This is a genomic window from Nocardia niigatensis NBRC 100131, assembly GCF_000308655.1.
GTDB classification, from domain to species: Bacteria; Actinomycetota; Actinomycetes; order Mycobacteriales; family Mycobacteriaceae; genus Nocardia; species Nocardia niigatensis.
Genome location: NZ_BAGC01000003.1, coordinates 203,559 through 223,416 on the forward strand (window position 1 = coordinate 203,559; position 19,858 = coordinate 223,416).

Sequence of the window (19,858 nt, forward strand, 5' to 3'; positions counted from 1 at the left end):
TCGCGGGATCGGGCCCGAAACTCAGGCGGCGACGAGGACTCTGCGGCGATTGCGGGTGCGGCTGCCCACCATCCGGCAGATCAGATAGATCGTGAACGAGATGGTGGTGACGAACGTCGAGATCGGGACGCCGGGCGCCAGCGACAGCAGAATGCCGCCGACCGCGGCGATCTCGGCGAACACGATCGACAGGATCGCCACCCGGGCCGGGCTCGCGGTGAGCTGGGCGGCCGCCGCGGCCGGTGTGATGAGCAGCGACAGCACCAGCAGCGCGCCGACGATCTGCACCCCGAAGGCCGCGGTCACGCCGAGCAGCACGGCGAACACGATGGACAGCGCCCGCACCGGAACCCCGCGCGCCACCGCCACTTCCGGGTCCGCGCTGGCGAACAGCAGCGGGCGGTAGACGGCGGCCAGCACCACCAGCACGGCCGCGGTGCAGGTGGCCAGCAGGCCGAGCCCGGAGTTGCCGACGCTGACCACCTGACCGGTCAGCAGCGAGAACTTGGAGCCCGCGCGTTCCGGGCCCAGCCACAGGAACAGCACCGACAGGCCGAGGCCGAACGACAGCACCACGGCGATGACCGAATCACGTTCGCGAGCACGGGAACCCAGCACACCGAACAGCACCGCCGCCACCACCGAACCGATGATGGCGCCCAGCCCGACGCCGACGCCGGCCAGCAGCGCGGCGGCCGCGCCGGTCAGCGACAGCTCGCTGGTGCCGTGCACGGCGAAGGACATCTGGCGGCTGATGATGAGCGGGCCGATGGCCCCGGCCAGCAGGCCGAGCAGAGCGGCGGCGAGCACCGCCTGCTGCACGAAGTCGTAGGACAGCAGATGCGCGGTGGTGGAGACGTCGAGCAGCTGCGAGAACAGCGTGGACAGCTTGTCGATCATGCCCGCGCCTCCCGTGCCTCGGCGCTCTTCCGGTTCTCGCCGTGGCCCGGCCGCTGCTCGCCGTGGCAGTGCGCCGCGCCGGATTCGCCCAGCGCGTCCATGGCGTCGCCGGTGCCGACGACGACCAGGCGGCCGCGCAGGCGCAGCACGTCGACCTCGGTGCCGTAGAGCTCGGAGAGGGTCTCGGAGGTCATGACCTCGTCGGGCGTGCCGATCCGGAACTGTCCGTCGACCAGATACAGCACCCGATCCACCAGCGGCAGAATGGGATTGATCTCGTGGGTCACGAACAGCACCGCGGTGTCGTGGGTGCGGCGCCGCCGGTCGATGAGCTCGGAGACCAGCCGCTGATTCGCCAGGTCCAGCGACAGCAGCGGTTCGTCGCACAGCAGCACCTTGGGATCACCGGCCAGCGCCTGCGCCACCCGCAGCCGCTGCTGCTCGCCGCCGGACAGCGCGTCGATCGGCGCGTAGGCGAACTTCTCGGCCCCGACGGCCGAGATCGCCGCCGCCACTTTTCGTTTGCGTTCCTTGCGCCCGCGCAGTCCGAGCCCCCATCGGTGCCCGTCCACGCCGAGCCCCACCAGGTCGACTCCGCGCAGCTGCGCCCCGCCCTCGATGGTCTTCTGCTGCGGTACGTACCCGATATCCGGATTACCCACCCGCACCGGCGATCCCGCGACCTCCGCGGTGCCGGCCGTCAGCCCCAGCTGCCCCAGCAGCATCCGCATGAGCGAGGTCTTCCCGGAGCCGTTGGGCCCCAGCACCGCGATGAACTCGCCCGGTGCGACCTCGAGATCCAGCCCCTGCCACAGCGTCCGGTCCCCGAACGACAGCCGGGCGTCGGACAGCCGGACCGCGGGAGCGCTCGCGGTGGGCGCACCGGACGGGCGGGCGGAAGCATCCGTCGCCGTTTCGGACTGCGCCGCATAGGCATTCGAGTCGCTCGCGGGTGTGGCGGTCGCGGGTGGTAAGGTCTCCGCGCAGCCCGAGCGGCCGGAGGGTGTGCGGGGGCGTGTTCCGGTGAGGGCACATCCGGGCTTCGGCGTGGTGACGCCGGTGTCGGGTGCCTGCGCGGGGTTCGCGGTCATGGTGGTTCTCCCGGATGCGCGGTGGAACGTCAGGACAGGGCCTTGGCGAGGGACTGGGCGTTGTTCGTCATCCAGGTGACATAGTCCAGCCCCGCGGGGAGGGTTTCGGTGACCTCGACGACGGTGACGCCGGACTTGCCGGCGGTGGCGCGCAGGTCCTCGGTGAGCTTGTCCTCGGTCTGGATGTTGTAGATCAGGGCGCGAACCTGTTTGGCGCTCAGCAGGTCACGCACGGTGGCCACGTCCTGGGGCGCGGGGTCGGTGCCCTGCTCGACGGCCTCCTGGAAGGCGTGCGGGGTCTTGTCGTCGGTCTTGGCGGCGGTGAGCAGGTACGCGGCCAGCGGCTCGGTCTGCAGCACCGGCCGGTTCGGGTGCTCGGCGGCGATCGCGGCGGTCACGGCCTCGATCGGGGCCAGCTTCGCGGTGAAGGCGGCCGCCCGGTCGGCGTAGGCCTGCTTGTGATCGGGGTCGATCTCGCCCAGGGCGTCGGCGATGTGCTCGGCGATGTGGCCGACCTGGTGCAGGTCGTACCAGACGTGCTCGTTGGCCGCATGGTCGTGGCCCGCGGTCTCCGCGGACGCCGGTGCGGCCGAACCGCTTTCGTGGGCGTGGTCGCCGGTGGCGATGTCGAAGGCGTTGACGGTCTTCTTGTTCCGGCCCGCGACGGCCTTGTCGATGAACCCGTCGTAGTGGCCGCCGTTGTAGACGATCAGCTTGGCGTCGGTGATCTTGGCGGCGTCGGCGGGGGTGAGCTCGAACGAGTGCGGGTCCACCTTCGGGTCGCTGATGATCGATTCGACGGTCAGGTCCGGTCCGGCGACGGCCCGGGTGATGTCGCCCCACACATTGGTGGAGGCGATGACGGCGGGATGATCGGAGCTCTTCGAAATGCCGCAGGCGGTCACGGTGGCGATGGTCGCCAGTCCGGCGGCGAGCACGGCGAATCCTCGGGCGAAGCTTCTGGTCACGCTGGGTACTCCTGGCACTGCGGCTTACTAGTAACGAAAACGATTGCCATTTGAATGTAGCGTAAGTGACCGCCAGGGCCCTAGTTCCGGACCGGGGGATGTGGCCCGCGACACGCCCGGGCGAACTCCGGGCGCACCGACGGAAGCGGCCCCCGCGAACGAAGGTTCGCGGGGGCCGCTCCGGTCGTGCGTTTGGTCCGGCCTAGGTCAGCGCCGCGACCGGCTGGCTCAGCAGCTGCGCGCAGCGCAGCAGGCCGAGGTGGCTGTACGCCTGCGGGTGGTTGCCGAGCGAGCGTTCAGCGACCGGGTCGTACTCCTCGGAGAGCAGGCCGGTCGGTCCCGCCACATCCACCAGCTGCGCGAACAACGCCTCGGCGTCCTCCCGCTTGCCGATCAGCAGGTACGCCTCCACCAGCCAGGCGGCACACAGGTGGAATCCGCCCTCGCCGCCGGGCAGCCCGTCGTCGTGGTGGTACCGGTACACGGTCGACCCGCTGCGCAGTTCGGCCTCGGTCGCCACCACGGTGGCCGCGAACCGCGGATCCGAGGGGTCGATCAGCCCGCTCAGTCCGATGTGCAAGGTGGCCGCGTCGAGATCGGTGCCGTCGTAAGCCGCTGTGTAGGACTGGACTTCGTCGTTCCAGCCCTGCGTGCGGACCTCGTCGGCGATGGTGTCGCGCAGCGGCTCCCACTCCGGATCCGCCGGCCGCCCGAACTGCCGGGCCAGGGTGAGCGCCCGGTCCACGGTGAGCCAGCCCATGACCTTCGAGTAGACGTGGTGGCGGGGATTGCCACGGATCTCCCAGATGCCGTGGTCGGCCTCGCGCCAGCGGCGCTGCACCGCGGACACCATGGCGTGCACCAGTTCCCAGTCCGCGTCCGGCAGCGCCTTCTGGGGATCGTTGATGCCCTTGCGTTCTCGCGCGTGCGCCAGCTGGGAGATGAGGTCCACGATGGGACCGAACACGTCCAGCTGCACCTGCATGTTCGCCGCGTTGCCGACGCGCACCGGCCGCGAGCCGGCGTAGCCGGGCAACTGGTCGATGACGGCCTCGGGCGGCAGGGTCTCGCCGTAAAGGGTGTACAGCGGGTGCAGCCGCTCGGGTCCGGGCAGGGTCTCGAGCACCCGGTGCACCCAGTCCAGCAGTTCCTGGGCCTCGCTCAGCGAGCCGAGCGAGACCAGCGCGGCCGCGGTCAGCGCGGCATCGCGCAGCCAGCAGTAGCGATAGTCCCAGTTGCGCACGCCGCCGATGTCCTCGGGCAGCGAGGTGGTGGCCGCGGCCATGATGGAACCGGACGGTGCGTGCACCAGCCCGCGCAGGGTGAGCGCGGAGCGCTTCATGAGATCCGGCTTGAGCGGCGGCAATTCGAGCGTGCCCACCCATTCGGCCCAGTAGCGCTCGGCCTCCCGGCGGCGGTCCGTCTCGGGCCGCATGGCGGGCGCGAGATCGGAGGTGCCGCAGCGCAGTTCGAGCACGATCGGGCCCTGGCGCGGGTCTACCACGGCGCGGGCGGTGTAATGGTTGCCATCGTCGATGATCTGCCATTCCACGCCGGGGGAGCGCAGCACCATCGGCTCGTTGGTGCCCTCCACCTTGAGCCCGCCGGTGGCGTGCAGCAGCCGCACCGGCACCTGGCCGAATTCGGGCCGCGGCGCGAAGGTGATGACCGCGCGGGCGTCACCGGTGATGACGCGGGTCAGATCGGTCCGTTCGGGCACCACGTCGTGGGGCAGGTAGTCGACGACCTGCAAACTGGACCAACGGGTTTCGACGGTCATGGTGCCGTCGACATACCGCTGCGACAGCGGCAGGCCCGCGCGTTCCGGCTGAATGGTGAAGTGCCCCGCGCCCGGCCCGCCCAGCAGGTGGGCGAAGACGGCGGCGGAGTCGGGTTCGGGATGGCACAGCCAGGTGATGGTGCCATCCGGTGTGACAAGGGCTTTGGATCGCGGGCTGGCCAGCATGGTCAGCCGCTCGATTCGGGGGGCCGAGGCACCTGCCAACCACGTGCGGCGCTCCTCGAGTAGGAACGCCAGCGCCTTCGACACCTCCTCGGTGCTGGCGACGCGGTGTTTGGCCAGGGATTCGCCGTCGCCGACCTTGATGCCGACATCGGGCCCGGAGAGGCGTTTGAAGGCCTTCTCGTCGGTGACGTCGTCGCCGATGAACAGTGCCGCCGAGGCGCCCTGCTGATGCCGGACGATATCGAGTGCCGCGCCCTTGTCGGTCTCGACCACCGCGAGTTCGATAACCTGCTTGCCCTCGGTGGTCTGCACGCCGACCCAGCTGGCCGGGCCCTGACGCACCGCAACCACTGCGCGACGGCCGATTTCGGGGCTGGCATTGCGGACGTGCAGGGCCACGCTGGCCGGTTTGATCTCGACGGAAGCGCCCGGATTGTCCTGAGCGATCTGCGTCAGGGTCGTGGTGACCTCCTGCAGCAGCTGTTTCGCGTCATTGTCGATGGCGTGCACGAAGCCGACATCGAATTCCGAACCGTGACTACCGATCAGCTGCACCTCGACGGGCAGCCGGGACAGGGCCGCGAGATCGCGCAGGGCGCGACCGGAAATCACGGCGGCGGTGGTTCCGGTGAGTCCGGCGAGAGCGCGTAAGGCGCTCACCGACTCCCGATGGGGATAGGCCTTGGCCGGGTCGGACACGATGGGCGCGATCGTCCCGTCGTAGTCCGAAGCGACCAGCAGCCGTGGCACGCGGGCGATAGCCGACAGGGCACGGCGAAGTTCCAGTGACAAATCCTGTGCGCTCACGCATCCAACCTAGTGATCGGAGGAGATTTTTCAGGGCGCGAGTGATGCTACTGGGTCTTGATTGCTCACTCGTGTGTGCGGTGATACATAGCGTTTACAAGACACTTCCGGGTCGTTCACGCCTCTTGTGAGACACGCGCGGGCTGCTCGGCGTTCACCCCCGCTGACCAGCCCGGTTCCAGCCAACGCAGCACGGGCTGCCCGGCTCTCCGGACCGGGCAGCCCGTGCTGCGTGTGACGGAACGCGTCCGCGGCATCACGCGAACGCAAGTGTGCGTTCGCGCTCAGCGTTATTCGTTGCCGCTGCCGATGAGCAGATCGACGGTGAGCTCCAGACGCTCGGTCACATCGGTGGCCGAGGCGCGGCGGGTCAGCCACGCGACCAGATTCGACAGCCACACATCCGAGATGACACGGGCGATGGCAAGCTGGCGATCGCTGGGAACCTCGTCGGACAGCGCCCGGGCGAAGAACCGGTCCATCACCTTGCCGACCCGATCGACCTCGGCGGCCGCGGAGGCGTCGGCGAACATGAAGGCGCGGGTCATGGCCTCGGTGAGCAGCGGGTCGCGCTGCATGGCCCGGGTGACCTGGGTGAGCAGCAGGTGCATGCGCTCCTGCGGGGTGGCGCCGGCCAGCGGCTTGCGCCGGCCCTCGAACTGCTCGAACTCCCGTGCCAGGGCCGACACCAGCAGGTGCACCTTGGACGGGAAGTACCGGTAGAGCGTGCCGACGGCGACATCCGCGCGTTCGGCGACCGCTCGCATCTGGACCGCGTCGTAGCCACCCTTGGAGGCCAGGGCGAGAGTGGCGTCGAGGATGCGCTTGCGCCGGTCGCGCTGCGCCGCCGAGCTCAGATCCTCCTCGCTGAGGGTGGTGACGGGCGCGGTGCGTCCACCGGGCACCCCGTCGGCGGCCTGCGATCGGGAGGGACTGGCCATCGGTTGAAAGTCCTTTCCTGCACGAATCGTTCGGTTCATCTCACCCAGCGTCGACTGGGCACGAGTTCGTACCGCGACCGGGACGGCGCTTGACTTCCGCCCGGCTCGAACATTAGAACATGTTCTAGGAGCTGAAGTCACGCCGGAAAGGCGGTATGGAGTGTGACCATAGCCACCACTGACGAGCATAAAGCCGTCCAGGAGTCGATGCGCGGATGGGCAACCGCCGTGCGCCCAATTGCAACAATGCGTTCCAGAGAGCAGGCGGACCTGCGTTCCGGCGCGCCCGATTTCTGGCGCGAATACTGGCCGCGCCTGGCCGATCTCGGAATTTTCCGGGTCGCGGTACCGGAGGAGGCCGGGGGCGCGGGTGGGACCGTCGGAGATCTGGCCGTGCTCGTTGAGCAGGCGGCACATGACCTGGTCGGCGGACCTGTGCTCTCGACGGCGTTGGCGGGTCTCGTCGTCGGCGAGGCGCTCGACGAGATTACGCCATGCGGCGTCGCGCTCGAGGGCGAAATCGCAATATCGGTGGGCGAATCCGGCGCCTCGGTGTCCGGTGAGTGGGACTCGGTTCCGGGTGCCGCGCCGGGCACGGCCGTGCTGGTCCCGGTGCGTGACGGCGAGCGTCAGCTGTGGGCACTGATCGACGCGGATGCCGCCGGGCTGACCATCGAGCCGCTGGCCGGGATCGACAAGACCGTGCCGGTGGCGCGCGTGGTGTGCGCGGACGTCGCGGTCGCCGCGGATCGGCTGTTCGAGCCCGGCGTCTCGGTGCTGGATCTGGCCGCCACCCTGGTCGCCGCTGAATTGGCCGGTATCGCGGGCTGGTGCCTGGAGACCGCGACCGAATACGCGAAGGTGCGCGAACAATTCGGGCGCAAGATCGGCGAATTCCAAGCGGTCAAACACATTTGCGCGTGGATGCTGTGCCGGGCCGAACAGATTCGCGCCGTGGCGGCCGACGCGGCCGCCGCCGTCGACAGCGGCAGCGCGGAACTGCCATTGGCCGCGGCCGTCGCATTGTCCATGTCGCTGGACGCCGCGGTGGAGAATGCCAAGGATTGCATTCAGGTACTGGGTGGAATCGGTTTCACCTGGGAACACGACGCGCATCTGTATCTGCGCCGGGCCACCGCGCTGCGGCAGCTGCTGGGCGGCACCGCGCGCTGGCGGGCCCGGGTGGCCGAGCTGACCCAGGCCGGCGTGCGCCGCACGGTCGGCATCGACCTGGGCGCCAACGGCGAGCCCGAATCCGATTGGGAGACAGCCGGTCTCGATGATGCCGAGGCGGCCGTGCTGGCGGCGGACCTGGCCAAGATCGCGGCCCTGCCGGAGTCGGAGCAGCGGGTGGCGCTGGCCGAGGCCGGACTGGTGGCCTCGCACTGGCCCGCGCCCTACGGCCGCGGCGCCGGGCCTCTGCTGCGCACGCGCCTCGAGGACCAGATCCGCCAGGCGGGAATCACGCTGCCGGACATCGCGATCGCCAACTGGGCGATCCCGACGCTGCTGCAGTGGGGCACCCCCGAGCAGATCGAACGCTACGCCATGCCGACGCTGACCGGTGAGGTCATCTGGTGCCAGCTGTTCTCCGAGCCGGGCGCCGGGTCGGACCTGGCGGCGCTGCGCACGGTGGCCGAGCGGGTCGAGGGCGGCTGGAAGCTGCGCGGCCAGAAGGTGTGGACCTCGCTGGCGGATCGCGCCACCTGGGGCATCTGCCTGGCCCGCACCGACGCGTCCGCGCCGAAGCACAAGGGCATCAGCTACTTCCTGGTCGACATGAAGAGCGCGGGGCTGGACATCCGGCCGCTGGTGGAGATCACCGGTGAGGCTCGCTTCAACGAGGTGTTCCTCGATGACGTCTTCGTGCCGGACGACTGCCTGGTCGGTGACCTGGGCAATGGCTGGAAGATCGCGCGTTCGACCCTGTCGGCCGAGCGGGTCGCCATGGGCGGCAAGGGGATCGGGGACGAGCTGGAGGCGCTGATCGCCGCTGCGCCGGTCGCGGGCCCGGGCTCGGAGCTGGTCGCTGACCGGCTCGGCGGGCTCATCGCGGAGTCGGTTGCCGGAACCCTGCTGGAAGCCCGTGCGGCGCAGAAGCTGCTATCCGGCGGGGACCCCGCCGCGGAGAGCAGCGTGCGCAAACTGGTCGGTGTGCGACACCGGCAGGCGGTTGCCGAATTCGCCGTCGAACTGTCTGGTGCGGCGGGCGTTCTGGAAACCGACGCGGTGAAAGAATTCCTGCTCACACGCTGTTTGTCGATCGCCGGCGGTACCGAGCAGATCCTGTTGACCGTCGCCGGTGAACGGATCCTCGGATTGCCCCGCGAGTCGCACGGCTAGTCCACACCTGAACCGGGAGCATTGCATGGACTTCACCAGGGACGAGAGCCAGGACGCTGTCGCCGAGGTTGTCGTAAGTTTGCTGGAACGCGATAGCGCGCGTGATATCGCGCTGTGGCCGATCATCGCGGACAGCGGTCTGCTGGCCGTGCCGCTGCCCGAACGCTTCGGCGGCGACGATATGGGCCTGCTCGAGGTGGCGGCCATGCTCACCGAGCTGGCCCGCGCCGCCGCCCAGGCGCCCGCACTGGTCACCCTCGGGTTCGGCGTGCTGCCGCTGAAGGCGATCGGACTGCCGGACGCCCTGGCGGAGCAGGTGTTTCCGGCCGTGGCCGAGGGCGCGGTGCTGACCGCGGCCCTGCACGAGCCCGGCTCGCCGTTCACGGTGAAGCCGGAGACCACGGCGGTGACCGACGGCGCCACCGTGCGCGTCACCGGTCGCAAGGTGGCGGTGCCCTACGCCGACACCGCGCGCTGGATCCTGGTGCCCACCGACAGCGGCCTCGCCGTCGTCGACGGTGACGCCGCCGGCATCACCCGCACCGCGAGCCCGACTTCCGATGGCGTGCCGGAGTTTTCGGTCCAGTTCGACCAGGTGGCGATTCCGGCCGGGCAGCTGCTGCCCGGCGGCCTGGCCGAACTGCACCGGTTCGCGCTGGCGAGCCTCGGCGCGGTGGCCGACGGTCTGCTCGCGGGCGTGGTGTCATTGACCGCCGAGCACGTGCGCACCCGTCAGCAGTTCGGCCGCCCGCTGGCCGAATTCCAGGCTGTCGCACAGCAGATCGCGGATGTGTACGTCGCCTCGCGGACGCTGCACGCGGCCGCCTGCTCGGCCACCTGGGCGCTGGCCCAGGACGCGCAGAGCGCCGAGCACCTGGAGCGCATCGACGACGATCTCGACGTGCTGGCGTACTCGGTGGCGGCGGAACTGCCCGCGGCCATGCAGAAGTGCCACCACCTGCACGGTGGCCTCGGGGTGGATATCACCCATCCGCTGCACCGCTACTACTCACAGGCCAAGGACATCGCCCGCTGGCTCGGCGGCGAATCCTTCCGGCTGGACCGTTTGGGAGCCAGATGTTCATCGAACTGACTGCGGAGCAGCGCAAGCTGCGCGACGAACTGCGGACGTACTTCACCGGTCTCGTGACTCCCGAAGAGGAGGCCGAGATGCTGGTGAACCGGCACGGTGACGCCTACCGCGCGGTGGTCAAGCGCATGGGCCGCGACGGCAAGCTCGGCGTCGGCTGGCCCAAGGAGTACGGCGGGCAGGGCTTCGGTCCGCTGGAACAGCAGATCTTCTACAACGAGGCGGTCCGGGCCGACGTGCCCGTGCCGCTGGTCACGCTGCTGACCGTCGGCCCGGCGCTGCAGTCCTACGGCACCGAGGAGCAGAAGCAGAAGTTCCTGCCCGGAATCCTCACCGGCGACGTGCATTTCGCCATCGGCTACTCCGAGCCGGACGCGGGCACCGACCTGGCCGCGCTGCGCACCTCCGCGGTGCGCGACGCCAATGGCGACTGGATCGTCAACGGGCAGAAGATCTTCACCACCGGCGCGCACGAGGCCGACTACGTCTGGCTGGCGGTGCGAACCGGTCCGGTCGAGGCGCGGCACAAGGCCATCACGATCCTGATCGTGGACACCAAGGACCCGGGCTACTCCTGGACGCCGATCATCACCGCCGACGGCGCGCACCACACCAACGCCACCTACTTCGACAATGTCCGCGTCCCCGCGAACATGATGGTCGGTGAGGAGAACGGCGGCTGGAAGCTCATCACCACCCAGCTCAACCACGAGCGGGTCAGCCTGGGGCCGTCCGGCAAGATCGACCAGCTCTACCACCGGGTGCACGACTGGGCGCAGGCCCAGGGCGTGCTCGGTGACGCCGACGTGCGGCGCTCGCTGGGCCGCCTGCACGCCATGACGCGGCTGAACGAGCTGCTGAACTGGCAGGTGGCCTCCAACATGGAACGCCCCGACGCCGATCCGCGCGATGTCATCGCCGACGCCTCGGCGACCAAGGTGTTCTCCACCGAGGCGCTGCAGCAGGCGGGCCGGCTGGCCGAGGAGATCGTGGGCCGCTTCGGCGATCCCGCCGACCCGGCCACCGCGGAACTGCTGGTCTGGCTGGACAAGCGCACCAAGCAGAACCTGGTGGTGACCTTCGGCGGCGGCGTCAACGAGGTCATGCGTGAGCTGATCGCCCAGATGGGCCTGCGCCTGCCGCGGGTTCCGCGCTAGATCGCAGAGGAGAGAACGTGACGAAGAGCTTCACGGCCGACGAGATCCGCGAGGGCCTGGAGAAGATCAAGGCGGACGGTGAGTCCGCCGCGCGTGCGGGGCGCGATCCGATCAATCAGCCCATGATCAACAACTGGGTCGAGGCCCTCGGCGACGCCAACCCGATCTACGTGGACGAGGCTGCCGCCAAGGCGGCCGGGCACTCCGGCATCGTGGCCCCGCCCGCCATGGCGCAGGTGTGGACCATGCTGGGACTGGGCGGCGTCCGCGCCGACGACGACCCGATGACCCGCACCAACGACCTGTTCGACGCGGCCGGCTTCACCTCGGTGGTCGCCACCAACTGCGAGCAGGTCTACCACCGCTATCTGCAGCTCGGCGAGCAGGTGACGGTGCGGTCGAGCATCGGGGACATCGTGGGCCCCAAGCGGACCGGGCTCGGCGAGGGCTGGTTCACCACCTACCTCACCAACTGGTACGTGGGCGACGAGCTGGTCACCGAGATGAAGTTCCGGATGCTGAAGTTCGCGCCCGGCACCGGAAAGACGGCCGCTCCCAAGGAGTCCGGCGAGGTGTCCGCGGAAGATCTGGCCAAGCGCGTCCGGCCGACCGTATCCAAGGACACCGAGTTCTTCTGGGACGGAATCAAACTCGGCGAGCTGCGGATCCAGCAGCGGCCCGACGGCTCGCTGCAGCACCCGCCGGTGCCGGCGCTGTGGAAGGACCACTCCGAGCAGACCGACTATGTCGTCGCCTCCGGTCGCGGCACCGTCTTCAGCTTCGTGGTGCACCACGCGCCCAAGGTGCCCGGCCGGCAGCTGCCGTACGTGATCGCCCTGGTCGAGCTGGAGGAGGGCGTGCGCATGCTCGGTGAGCTGCGCGGCGTCGAGCCGGGCGAGGTCGAGGTCGGCCTGCCCGTCGAGGTGGGCTTCCTGAAGCTCGACGACGACAACACCGTGCCCTATTGGGAGGCAGTGCAATGACCACAGTATCGCGGAGCGATTCCATCAGGGGTGGCGGTGGGGCGACGGGTGGGCCAGTGGAACTCTCGGCCGTTCAGGTCGGAACCGTGCTGCCGGAGTTGGTGATTCACGCCGACACCACGTTCATCGTCTCTACGGCGCTGGCCACCCGGGACTTCCAGGACGTGCACCACGACCGCGACAAGGCGGTCGAGCGCGGGTCCAAGGACATCTTCGTCAACATCCTGACCGACACCGGTCTGGTGCAGCGGTTCGTGACGGACTGGGCGGGGCCGCGGGCCATCGTCAAGTCGATCGCGTTGCGCCTGGGCGTGCCGCTGTACGCGGGCGACACCCTCACCCTGACCGGTAACGTCTCGGCCGTCGACGGCGCGGACATCACCATCGACGTGGTCGGCAAGGACTCGCTCGGCGACCACATCACGGCGAAAGCCGTTATCTCCCTGCAGGAGGCACAGTGAGCGGGCTGAGCCGTAGGGCCGCCATCGTCGGCATCGGCGCGACCGACTTCTCCAAGGACTCCGGCCGCAGCGAACTGCGTTTGGCCGCCGAGGCCGTCACCGCCGCCCTGGCGGACGCGGGGCTCACGCCCGCCGATGTGGACGGCCTGACGACGTTCACCATGGACACCAATACCCAGGCCGCCGTGGCGCGCGCCGCCGGTATCCCGTCCCTGAAGTTCTTCAGCAACATCCCCTTCGGCGGTGGCGCGGCCGCCGCGACCGTGCAGCAGGCCGCCATGGCGGTCGCGACCGGTGTCGCGGATGTCGTTGTCGCGTACCGGGCCTTCAACGAGCGTTCCGGAAACCGCTTCGGGCAGTTCGCGACTCACCTCGCGACCGGCAATCCGAGTTCCTCCGGCGTGGACAACGCGTTCTCCTACACCCACGGCCTGGGCACCCCGGCCGCGCAGGTGGCCATGGTGGCGCGTCGCTACATGCACGTCTACGGCGCGCGCAGTGAGGATTTCGGCCGGGTGGCCGTGGCCGACCGCAAGCACGCAGCGGTGAACCCGGCGGCGCACTTCTACGGCAAGCCGATCACCCTGGAGGAGCACCAGGCCTCGCGCTGGATCGCGGAGCCGCTGCACCTGCTCGACTGCTGCCAGGAGACCGACGGCGGCGTGGCCATCGTCGTCACCTCCGCCGAGCGGGCCAAGGATCTGCCCAACAAGCCCGCGCTGATCGCCGGCGCCGCACAGGGTTCCGGGGCCGATCAGTACGTCATGACCAGCTACTACCGCGACGCCATGACCGGGCTGCCGGAAATGGGCCTGGTCGGCGACCAGCTGTGGGCGCAGTCCGGGCTGCGGCCGGAGGACATGCAGGCCGGCATCCTCTACGACCACTTCACCCCGTTCGTGCTCATGCAGCTGGAGGAGCTCGGCTTCTGCGGCCGCGGTGAGGCCAAGGACTTCATCGCCGACGGCGCCATCGAGATCGGTGGCCGGCTGCCGCTGAACACGCACGGCGGCCAGCTCGGCGAGGCGTACATCCACGGCATGAACGGCATCGCCGAGGGCGTCCGCCAGATTCGCGGCACCTCCGTGAATCAGGTGCAGGGCCTGGAGAACATCGTGGTCACCGCCGGTACCGGCGTCCCGACCTCGGGTCTGGTCCTCACCGCCAACTGAGCCGTCGCGGCACGGCCGAGCAGTCGCGAAGGTCCGGACGATCGCGGTGATCGTCCGGGCCTTCCGCATAGAATCGGCTCGGTGTCCGACAGGTCTGAAATGGGCGAGTTCTTGCGGTCGCGGCGGTCGCGGTTGCGGCCCGACGAGATCGGATTGCCGGTGTGGGGGCGGCGCCGGGTGCCCGGGTTGCGGCGGGAAGAGGTCGCGCACCTGGCGGGCGTGAGCGTCGAATATTACGTGCGGCTGGAACAGGGCCGGGCCGAAGCGGTTTCGGAGGGAATCGTCGAGGCCATCGCCACCGCGCTGCGGTTGAGCGCGGACGAGCGGCGGCACCTGCGCAATCTGGCGCGGCCGCCGCGCTCACTGTCGCGGGCGGGCACGCCGCTGCGGTCCGGGCTGCAGCAGCTGCTCGACTCGATGCTCCGCACCCCCGCCTACATCGTCGGGCACCGCACCGACATCCTGGCCTGGAACGCCGCGGCGGTGGCGCTGTTCGGCGTCGATTTCGCGGAACTGCCCGAGCACGAACGCACCTGGCTGCACCTGGTCTTCTTCGATCCGGGCATCCGCGCGCTCACCGCCGGCAGCTGGCCCATGATCGCCGGGCAGATCGCCGCCGATATGCGGCTGCGCGCGAGCCACCGGCCCGACGACCCCGAGCTGCGAGCTCAGCTGCGGGACATGACCGAGCGCAGCCCGGAGTTCCGTGAATTCTGGGAGACGCACGAGGTCAACGACTTTCAGTACGGCCGCTATCTGCTGCGCCACCCCCGCGCCGGCGACCTGCACCTGGACTACGAATTGCTCGACATCCCGGCCGATCCCGGCGTCCGGGCCGTCGTCGCCTTCACCGCCGCACCCGGCACCGATACCGCGGGCGCGCTCGCCGCCCTCCTGGCGTCGAGCACCTCCGAAGTCGAGCGCTCGATCTGATCGTCGAGGCGGCCGGAGGGGACGGTCACGGGCTCGGGAAATTCGCGTCCGCCCCGAGCCGGGTGTGTGCTTTGCCGGGATTCGGTCGGGACCCCGAACACTTCAGGTGGCGGTCGGCCGGGCGGGAGTAGCTTGGTGGGCGGACCGACGCAGGGAAGGGGATCGGAATGACGGTGCGGGAACGGCTGGGGTTGCCGGTGTTCGGGGGCGGGCTCAATTACGGGGAGCCGCACGAGACCTCGGATGGCACGACGATCATCACTGTCACCGGAACGGGTGGGCTGCTGGGTCCCCGGCCAGTGGGCATCTTCGTGGTGCGGGGCGAGACGGTGAAATGGGAACCCGCCATGGATTTGAGCCGGATCTCGCTGCTCGGGGTGCTGACCGGGTTGATCGCGGCGGCGCTGGGCACCCTCGCGGTGGTGCGGCGACCGCCGTGGCCGGACACGGCGATCAGGATTGTGCGGCATTCCTGAGCTGAATCGCCAGTATCCGTGCGAGTTGGCGCACGCTCGCGGAGGATCCGGGCGCCAGTGCGATTCTGGCTCCGGCGAAGCGGTCGAAGACCAGGCCCTCGAGGACCGCGATGAAATCGGCCGCGGCGGTGGCCGGGTCGGCGGCGCCGAGGGTTTCGAAGAGCGCGGTCGCGTGCTGGTGCGAGAACAGGCAGCCCGCGAGTTTCGCGTGCAGTTCGGCATCACCGAGCACGTCGACGATGAGCGCGTGCCGGGCGATCAGGTGGTTGCGGCGTTGCGCCAGTAGGTGATCCAGCCAGCCCGCGATACCGGTCGCGAGCCGGTCCGGATCGCGACCCGCGCGCGTCGCCGATACTTCCGCCGAGGGGACCAGGCTCGCCTGCCCGGCCGCGAAATCGGTGCGGGAGCGGGTCGCGATGCGATCCACGATGGCTTCGATGAGCGCCCGTTTGGTGCGGAAATAGTAGGACGTCGAGCCCGCGGGCAGTTCCAGCGCGGTGTCCAGGGCGCGGTGGGTGAGCGCCCGGAGTCCCTGGGCGGCAATGAGATCGATGGCGCGGTCGACGATCAGGGTGCGCCGATCGGGTGTGGACGTGGTCACCTTCGCTCCTCTGCGGCTTCGCGATCCTCTACAACTATAGAGGAAGCTCTACAGAAGTAGAGGATGCAGGGAGGCTGCCATGGAAATCCCGGAGATCGTGCTCGATGCCGATCAGCGCATCGCCGCCGCACGGCTGGACGCCATCGCCGCGCGGGTCGGCCGGCGATGGCGACGCCCGCGCGGGCTCTATCTGTACGGCGGGCCGGGGCGCGGCAAGACCATGCTCATGAATCGCTTCTTCACCGCGGTGCCCTCGGAACGCAAGCGTCGCTACCACTTCCACGAGTTCTTCGCGCGCCTCAACGCGGGCATCCGCGAGTACGGGACCATCGACGCCTCGGCCGACGCGCTGCTCGGCGACGCCGACCTGCTCTGCTTCGACGAGTTCCACGTGCACGACTCGGGCGACGCCCGGCTGGTCGCGCGACTGCTGGACACCCTGTTCGCCCGGCGCATCACCCTCGTGGTCACCTCGAACTACCCGCCGGAGCAACTGCTGCCGAATCCGCTGGTGCACGCCATGTTCGTGCCCACCATCGACCGGATCGTCGAGCACCTCGACGTGGTACCGGTGAACGGCCCGACGGACTACCGCACGCTCGGGGGACGACGGCACACCGGCTTCGCGGCCGGGCACTACGTGGTCGGGGGCTGCGGCACGATCGGCGCCGTGGATCTGCCGGTCGCCCACCGGCAACTGCACGCCCGGGGGTTCGAGAACGGCGAGCTCACAGTCGACTTCGCGGAACTGTGCGGAATTCCGGTGTCGGCGGCCGACTATCTGGCACTCACCCGCGAGATCCGTAGCTGGGTGGTGTGCGACGTCCCGCCGATGAATACCGTCCCGCCGGATTGGGTCATGCGTTTCGTCAACCTCGTCGATGTCCTCTACGACGCCGACCTCGCATTGTCGATCTTCGCGGACGTGCCGCTGGCCGGACTGGGCGGCGACATCGAACGCGTCCCCGATCTCTATCGCACCCTGAGCCGGCTCGGAGAGCTGCGCGAACCGGTAAACCTCGAGGCTCGATAGCCGTTCGGCGAAGCCCCGGTGAACTGGCCGACTTGATCGACGCGCACGGTTCACGTGCCGTCAACGCGGAGGGGGTCTGGCGTTGCGGGCCGCTTCCTACCGTGGCGTCAGGAGCAGCACCGAACCGGAGGGGAACGATGCGAATCCGCGAGCAGGCAAGGGATTCCGCGCCGCGGAACCCGAGCATACCGAGTAGCCCCCATATCCGGAAAAGCGCCCGCTTGCGGGTGCTGGTCGTCGCCGAGTCCTTCCTTCCCCAGGTCAATGGCGTCACCAACTCCGTGCGCCGGGTACTCGATCACCTGGCCGCCAAGGGTCACGAGGCCACGCTGGTGGCCCCGACCGGCCCCGGCAAATACGCCGGGTTCCGCGTGCACGTGGTCCGCGGCGCGCGGCTGCCGTTCTACCGGGATTTCCGGATCGGGCTCGAGACCCGCCGCCGGCTGCGCAAGATCATGCGCGAATTCCGGCCCGACGTCGTGCATATCGCCTCGCCGGCGACGCTCGGTTATCAGGCGGCCAAGGTGGCGAACGAGCTCGGAATCCCGACCGTCGCCATCTATCAGACCGATCTGGTGGGCTTCGCCCTGCGCTACGACCTGCCCGGCGGCGTCCGCGCCATGACCGCGCTGACCCGGCGCATCCACCTGCGGGTGGACCGTACCCTCGCGCCCTCCACCGCGAGCCTGCGCCAGCTGGAGCTGATGGGCATTCCGGGGCTGGGCCGCTGGCCGCGCGGGGTCGATCTGCAGCAGTTCGGGCCCTTCCGCCGGTCCGAGGAACTGCGAAAGCGCTTGGCCCCCAACGGTGAAGCGCTGGTCGGCTATATCGGACGCCTCGCACCGGAGAAGGAGCTCGAGCTGCTCGCCGCGCTGCGGCCGGTGCCGGGTGTCCGGCTGGTCGTGGTGGGCGGCGGTCCCGAGGAGAAGCGGCTGCGGAAGCTGTTGCCGGACGCGGAGTTCCTCGGCGTGCTGCACGGTGAGGAACTCGCGGCCGTCTACGCCTCGCTGGATGTGTTCGTGCACACCGGCCGCCACGAAACCTATTGCCAGGCAGCGCAGGAGGCGCTGGCCTCCGGTGTCCCGGTGGTCGCGCCCAAGTCGGGTGGCCCGATCGACGTGGTCGCGCCCGGCGCCGGCTTCCTGTATCCGCCCGGCGACGCCGCGGCGCTGACCGACCTGGTGCGCCGTCTGATCGAGGACCCGTGGCTGCGCAAGCAGACCGCGCAGAACGCGGTGCGCAGCGTGCGGGACCGGTCCTGGACGGCCGTCAACGACCTGCTCGTCCGTCACTACCGCGAGGTGATCGCGGAACGCCTGCAGCCCGATTCGGCTCTGCAGTCGGATTCGACACCGCTGTCCGATTCGACGCTGGGCGAGTTACCGGCCACCAAGGAGGCATCCTGATGCTCCGTATCTCCGTCATCGGCACCGGATACCTGGGCGCCACCCACGCCGCGGGCATGGCCGAACTCGGCTTCGACGTGCTCGGCGTGGACAACAATCCGGCCAAGGCCGCGGCCCTGTCGGCCGGGCGGGTGCCCTTCCACGAGCCCGGGCTGCCGGAGCTGCTGGCAGGGCACGTGGCGGGCGGCCGGCTGCGCTTCGGCACCTCGCTGGTCGAGGCCGCCGAGTTCGCCGACGTCCACTTCCTCTGTGTCGGAACGCCGCCCGGGGTGAACGGGGCCGCCGACCTGTCGCAGCTGTACTCCGCGCTGGACGGCCTGGTGCCGCACCTGACCCGCAACTGCCTGATCGTCGGCAAGTCCACGGTGCCGGTGGGCACCGCCGAGGCGCTCACCGCCCGCATCGCCGAGCTTGCGCCGGAAGGGATTTCGGTCGATCTGGCCTGGAATCCGGAATTCCTGCGCGAGGGGCACGCGGTCTACGACACGCTGCACCCGAACCGGCTGGTCTTCGGTGTCACCACGCCGGACGCGGAATGGGCGCTGCGGCAGGTGTACGCCACGCCGATCGTCGCGGGCTCGCCGGTCGTGATCACCAACCTGCCGACCGCCGAGCTGATCAAGGTCTCCGCGAATGCCTTTCTGGCGACCAAGATCTCGTTCATCAATGCCATGGCCGAGCTGTGCGACCTCACCGGCGCGGACGTGACCCTGCTGGCCGACGCCCTCGGGCACGACGACCGGATCGGCCGCAAGTTCCTGGGCGCCGGTCTCGGCTACGGCGGCGGCTGTCTGCCCAAGGACGTGCGCGCCCTGATCGCCCGCGCGACCGAGCTGGGCGCGGGCGAGTCGATCGAGTTCCTGCGGGACGTCGACGCGGTCAATCTGCGCCGCCGCGAACGCGTGGTGCGGGAGACACTGGAGCTGCTCGGCGGCGGCAGGCGGCCCGCGGGCCGGGTCGGCGTGCTGGGCGCGGCGTTCAAGCCGCTGTCGGACGACGTGCGGGACTCACCGGCCCTGGATGTCGCCGTGCAGCTGCAGGCCGCGGGCGTCGACGTGACCGTATTCGACCCGGCCGCAACGGGTCCGGCGCGCGCGGTCGCGCCGCAGCTGGTGTTCGCGGCCACCGCGGCGGCGGCGCTGCACGAGGCGGACGTGGTGCTGCATCTGACCGAGTGGCGCGAATTCCGGGAGCTGGACCCGGTTTTCCTGCGCACCGTGGCCCGGGGTCGGGTCATACTCGACGCCCGCAACACCCTCGACCCCGAGCCCTGGCTCGCGGCCGGCTGGGACTTCCGCGCGCTGGGCCGCCTGATCGAGCGCGCGCCGGCGCCCGCCCGCGTCGCCCCGGTCGTCACCGCCTACCCCACGCCGTCGGTCGCCGCCCGCGATCTGGCCCCCTCGCCGCTGACCCGGCTGCGGTCCCGGGTCCGCCGCACCGCGTAACCGAGATCCCGGACCACGATCGGGGAGTTCCGGGTCTGCCGCGCAGTCCTGTCGCGCACACCGGGAGCTCCCGATCTTGTCACGG

17 protein-coding genes are annotated in these 19,858 nt (G+C 69.8%); 11 read left to right on the top strand and 6 right to left on the bottom strand.

Annotated features, from left to right (window positions below; all coding sequences use genetic code 11):
- Positions 1-21 precede the first annotated feature (21 nt).
- The 5 genes from ON33_RS02475 to kstR all read right to left on the bottom strand — a co-directional run bounded on the left by ON33_RS02475 (position 22) and on the right by kstR (position 6,673).
- Positions 22-900, bottom strand: a complete 879-nt coding sequence (locus ON33_RS02475; RefSeq protein WP_040854330.1) for a metal ABC transporter permease — start codon at positions 898-900, stop codon at positions 22-24.
- Positions 897-1,751, bottom strand: coding sequence for a metal ABC transporter ATP-binding protein (locus ON33_RS02480; protein ID WP_051151568.1), 855 nt, complete (start codon positions 1,749-1,751; stop codon positions 897-899). The genes ON33_RS02475 and ON33_RS02480 overlap by 4 nt, the downstream gene beginning before the upstream one ends.
- A gap of 269 nt (positions 1,752-2,020) precedes the next feature.
- The gene (locus tag ON33_RS02485; RefSeq protein ID WP_040854332.1) at positions 2,021-2,959 is read right to left on the bottom strand and encodes a metal ABC transporter solute-binding protein, Zn/Mn family; all 939 of its coding nucleotides are present in this window, start codon (positions 2,957-2,959) and stop codon (positions 2,021-2,023) included.
- Positions 2,960-3,161: 202 nt separating this feature from the next.
- Positions 3,162-5,732 carry a trehalose-phosphatase gene (gene otsB / locus ON33_RS02490; RefSeq protein ID WP_040854334.1) on the bottom strand — a complete coding sequence of 857 codons (2,571 nt, stop codon included), beginning with the start codon at positions 5,730-5,732 and terminating at the stop codon, positions 3,162-3,164.
- Positions 5,733-6,022: 290 nt separating this feature from the next.
- Entirely contained in the window at positions 6,023-6,673 is a 651-nt protein-coding gene (kstR, locus tag ON33_RS02495) for a cholesterol catabolism transcriptional regulator KstR (RefSeq protein WP_040854337.1), read from the bottom strand.
- Between the two features lie 162 nt (positions 6,674-6,835).
- Between kstR and ON33_RS02500 the strand changes: the two genes are divergently transcribed.
- The 8 genes from ON33_RS02500 (at position 6,836) to ON33_RS02535 (ending at position 15,288) form a co-directional block, all read left to right on the top strand.
- A complete protein-coding gene (locus tag ON33_RS02500; RefSeq protein WP_040854340.1) occupies positions 6,836-9,016 on the top strand; it encodes an acyl-CoA dehydrogenase family protein in 2,181 nt (726 codons plus the stop codon).
- Positions 9,017-9,041: 25 nt separating this feature from the next.
- Positions 9,042-10,109, top strand: a complete 1,068-nt coding sequence (locus ON33_RS02505) for an acyl-CoA dehydrogenase family protein (RefSeq protein ID WP_040854345.1) — start codon at positions 9,042-9,044, stop codon at positions 10,107-10,109.
- The gene (locus ON33_RS02510; RefSeq protein WP_040854346.1) at positions 10,094-11,263 is read left to right on the top strand and encodes an acyl-CoA dehydrogenase family protein; all 1,170 of its coding nucleotides are present in this window, start codon (positions 10,094-10,096) and stop codon (positions 11,261-11,263) included. Before ON33_RS02505 ends, ON33_RS02510 begins: the two co-directional genes overlap by 16 nt.
- 17 nt (positions 11,264-11,280) lie before the next feature.
- Positions 11,281-12,246 carry a bifunctional MaoC family dehydratase N-terminal/OB-fold nucleic acid binding domain-containing protein gene (locus ON33_RS02515; protein ID WP_040854349.1) on the top strand — a complete coding sequence of 322 codons (966 nt, stop codon included), beginning with the start codon at positions 11,281-11,283 and terminating at the stop codon, positions 12,244-12,246.
- A 56-nt stretch (positions 12,247-12,302) separates the two neighbouring features.
- Positions 12,303-12,707 (top strand): MaoC family dehydratase, encoded by a 405-nt coding sequence (locus ON33_RS02520; RefSeq protein WP_040854352.1) that lies wholly within the window; start codon positions 12,303-12,305, stop codon positions 12,705-12,707.
- Complete coding sequence (locus tag ON33_RS02525) at positions 12,704-13,879, top strand: lipid-transfer protein (protein WP_040854354.1); 1,176 nt, start codon at positions 12,704-12,706, stop codon at positions 13,877-13,879. Before ON33_RS02520 ends, ON33_RS02525 begins: the two co-directional genes overlap by 4 nt.
- A gap of 81 nt (positions 13,880-13,960) precedes the next feature.
- Positions 13,961-14,812 (top strand): helix-turn-helix transcriptional regulator, encoded by an 852-nt coding sequence (locus tag ON33_RS02530; RefSeq protein WP_218001352.1) that lies wholly within the window; start codon positions 13,961-13,963, stop codon positions 14,810-14,812.
- Positions 14,813-14,979: 167 nt separating this feature from the next.
- The gene (locus tag ON33_RS02535; RefSeq protein ID WP_051151551.1) at positions 14,980-15,288 is read left to right on the top strand and encodes a hypothetical protein; all 309 of its coding nucleotides are present in this window, start codon (positions 14,980-14,982) and stop codon (positions 15,286-15,288) included.
- On the opposite strand, the gene ON33_RS02540 is transcribed toward ON33_RS02535, so the two are convergent.
- Entirely contained in the window at positions 15,266-15,889 is a 624-nt protein-coding gene (locus tag ON33_RS02540) for a TetR/AcrR family transcriptional regulator (protein ID WP_040854360.1), read from the bottom strand. The genes ON33_RS02535 and ON33_RS02540 overlap by 23 nt on opposite strands.
- Before the next feature lie 79 nt (positions 15,890-15,968).
- On the opposite strand from ON33_RS02540, the gene zapE reads away from it, so the two are divergent.
- The 3 genes from zapE to ON33_RS02555 all read left to right on the top strand — a co-directional run bounded on the left by zapE (position 15,969) and on the right by ON33_RS02555 (position 19,773).
- Entirely contained in the window at positions 15,969-16,922 is a 954-nt protein-coding gene (gene zapE, locus ON33_RS02545; RefSeq protein ID WP_040854363.1) for a cell division protein ZapE, read from the top strand.
- A gap of 221 nt (positions 16,923-17,143) precedes the next feature.
- A complete protein-coding gene (locus ON33_RS02550) occupies positions 17,144-18,328 on the top strand; it encodes a glycosyltransferase family 4 protein (RefSeq protein WP_218001353.1) in 1,185 nt (394 codons plus the stop codon).
- A complete protein-coding gene (locus ON33_RS02555) occupies positions 18,328-19,773 on the top strand; it encodes a UDP-glucose dehydrogenase family protein (protein ID WP_063710926.1) in 1,446 nt (481 codons plus the stop codon). Before ON33_RS02550 ends, ON33_RS02555 begins: the two co-directional genes overlap by 1 nt.
- The last annotated feature ends 85 nt before the right edge of the window (positions 19,774-19,858 follow it).

Coding starts and splice junctions, on each gene's coding strand:
- ON33_RS02475 (WP_040854330.1), bottom strand. CDS start 900: ATGATCGACAAGCTGTCCACGCTGTTCTCGCAGCTGCTCGACGTCTCC.
- kstR (WP_040854337.1), bottom strand. CDS start 6,673: ATGGCCAGTCCCTCCCGATCGCAGGCCGCCGACGGGGTGCCCGGTGGA.
- ON33_RS02505 (WP_040854345.1), top strand. CDS start 9,042: ATGGACTTCACCAGGGACGAGAGCCAGGACGCTGTCGCCGAGGTTGTC.
- ON33_RS02510 (WP_040854346.1), top strand. CDS start 10,094: ATGTTCATCGAACTGACTGCGGAGCAGCGCAAGCTGCGCGACGAACTG.
- ON33_RS02535 (WP_051151551.1), top strand. CDS start 14,980: ATGACGGTGCGGGAACGGCTGGGGTTGCCGGTGTTCGGGGGCGGGCTC.
- zapE (WP_040854363.1), top strand. CDS start 15,969: ATGGAAATCCCGGAGATCGTGCTCGATGCCGATCAGCGCATCGCCGCC.
- ON33_RS02555 (WP_063710926.1), top strand. CDS start 18,328: ATGCTCCGTATCTCCGTCATCGGCACCGGATACCTGGGCGCCACCCAC.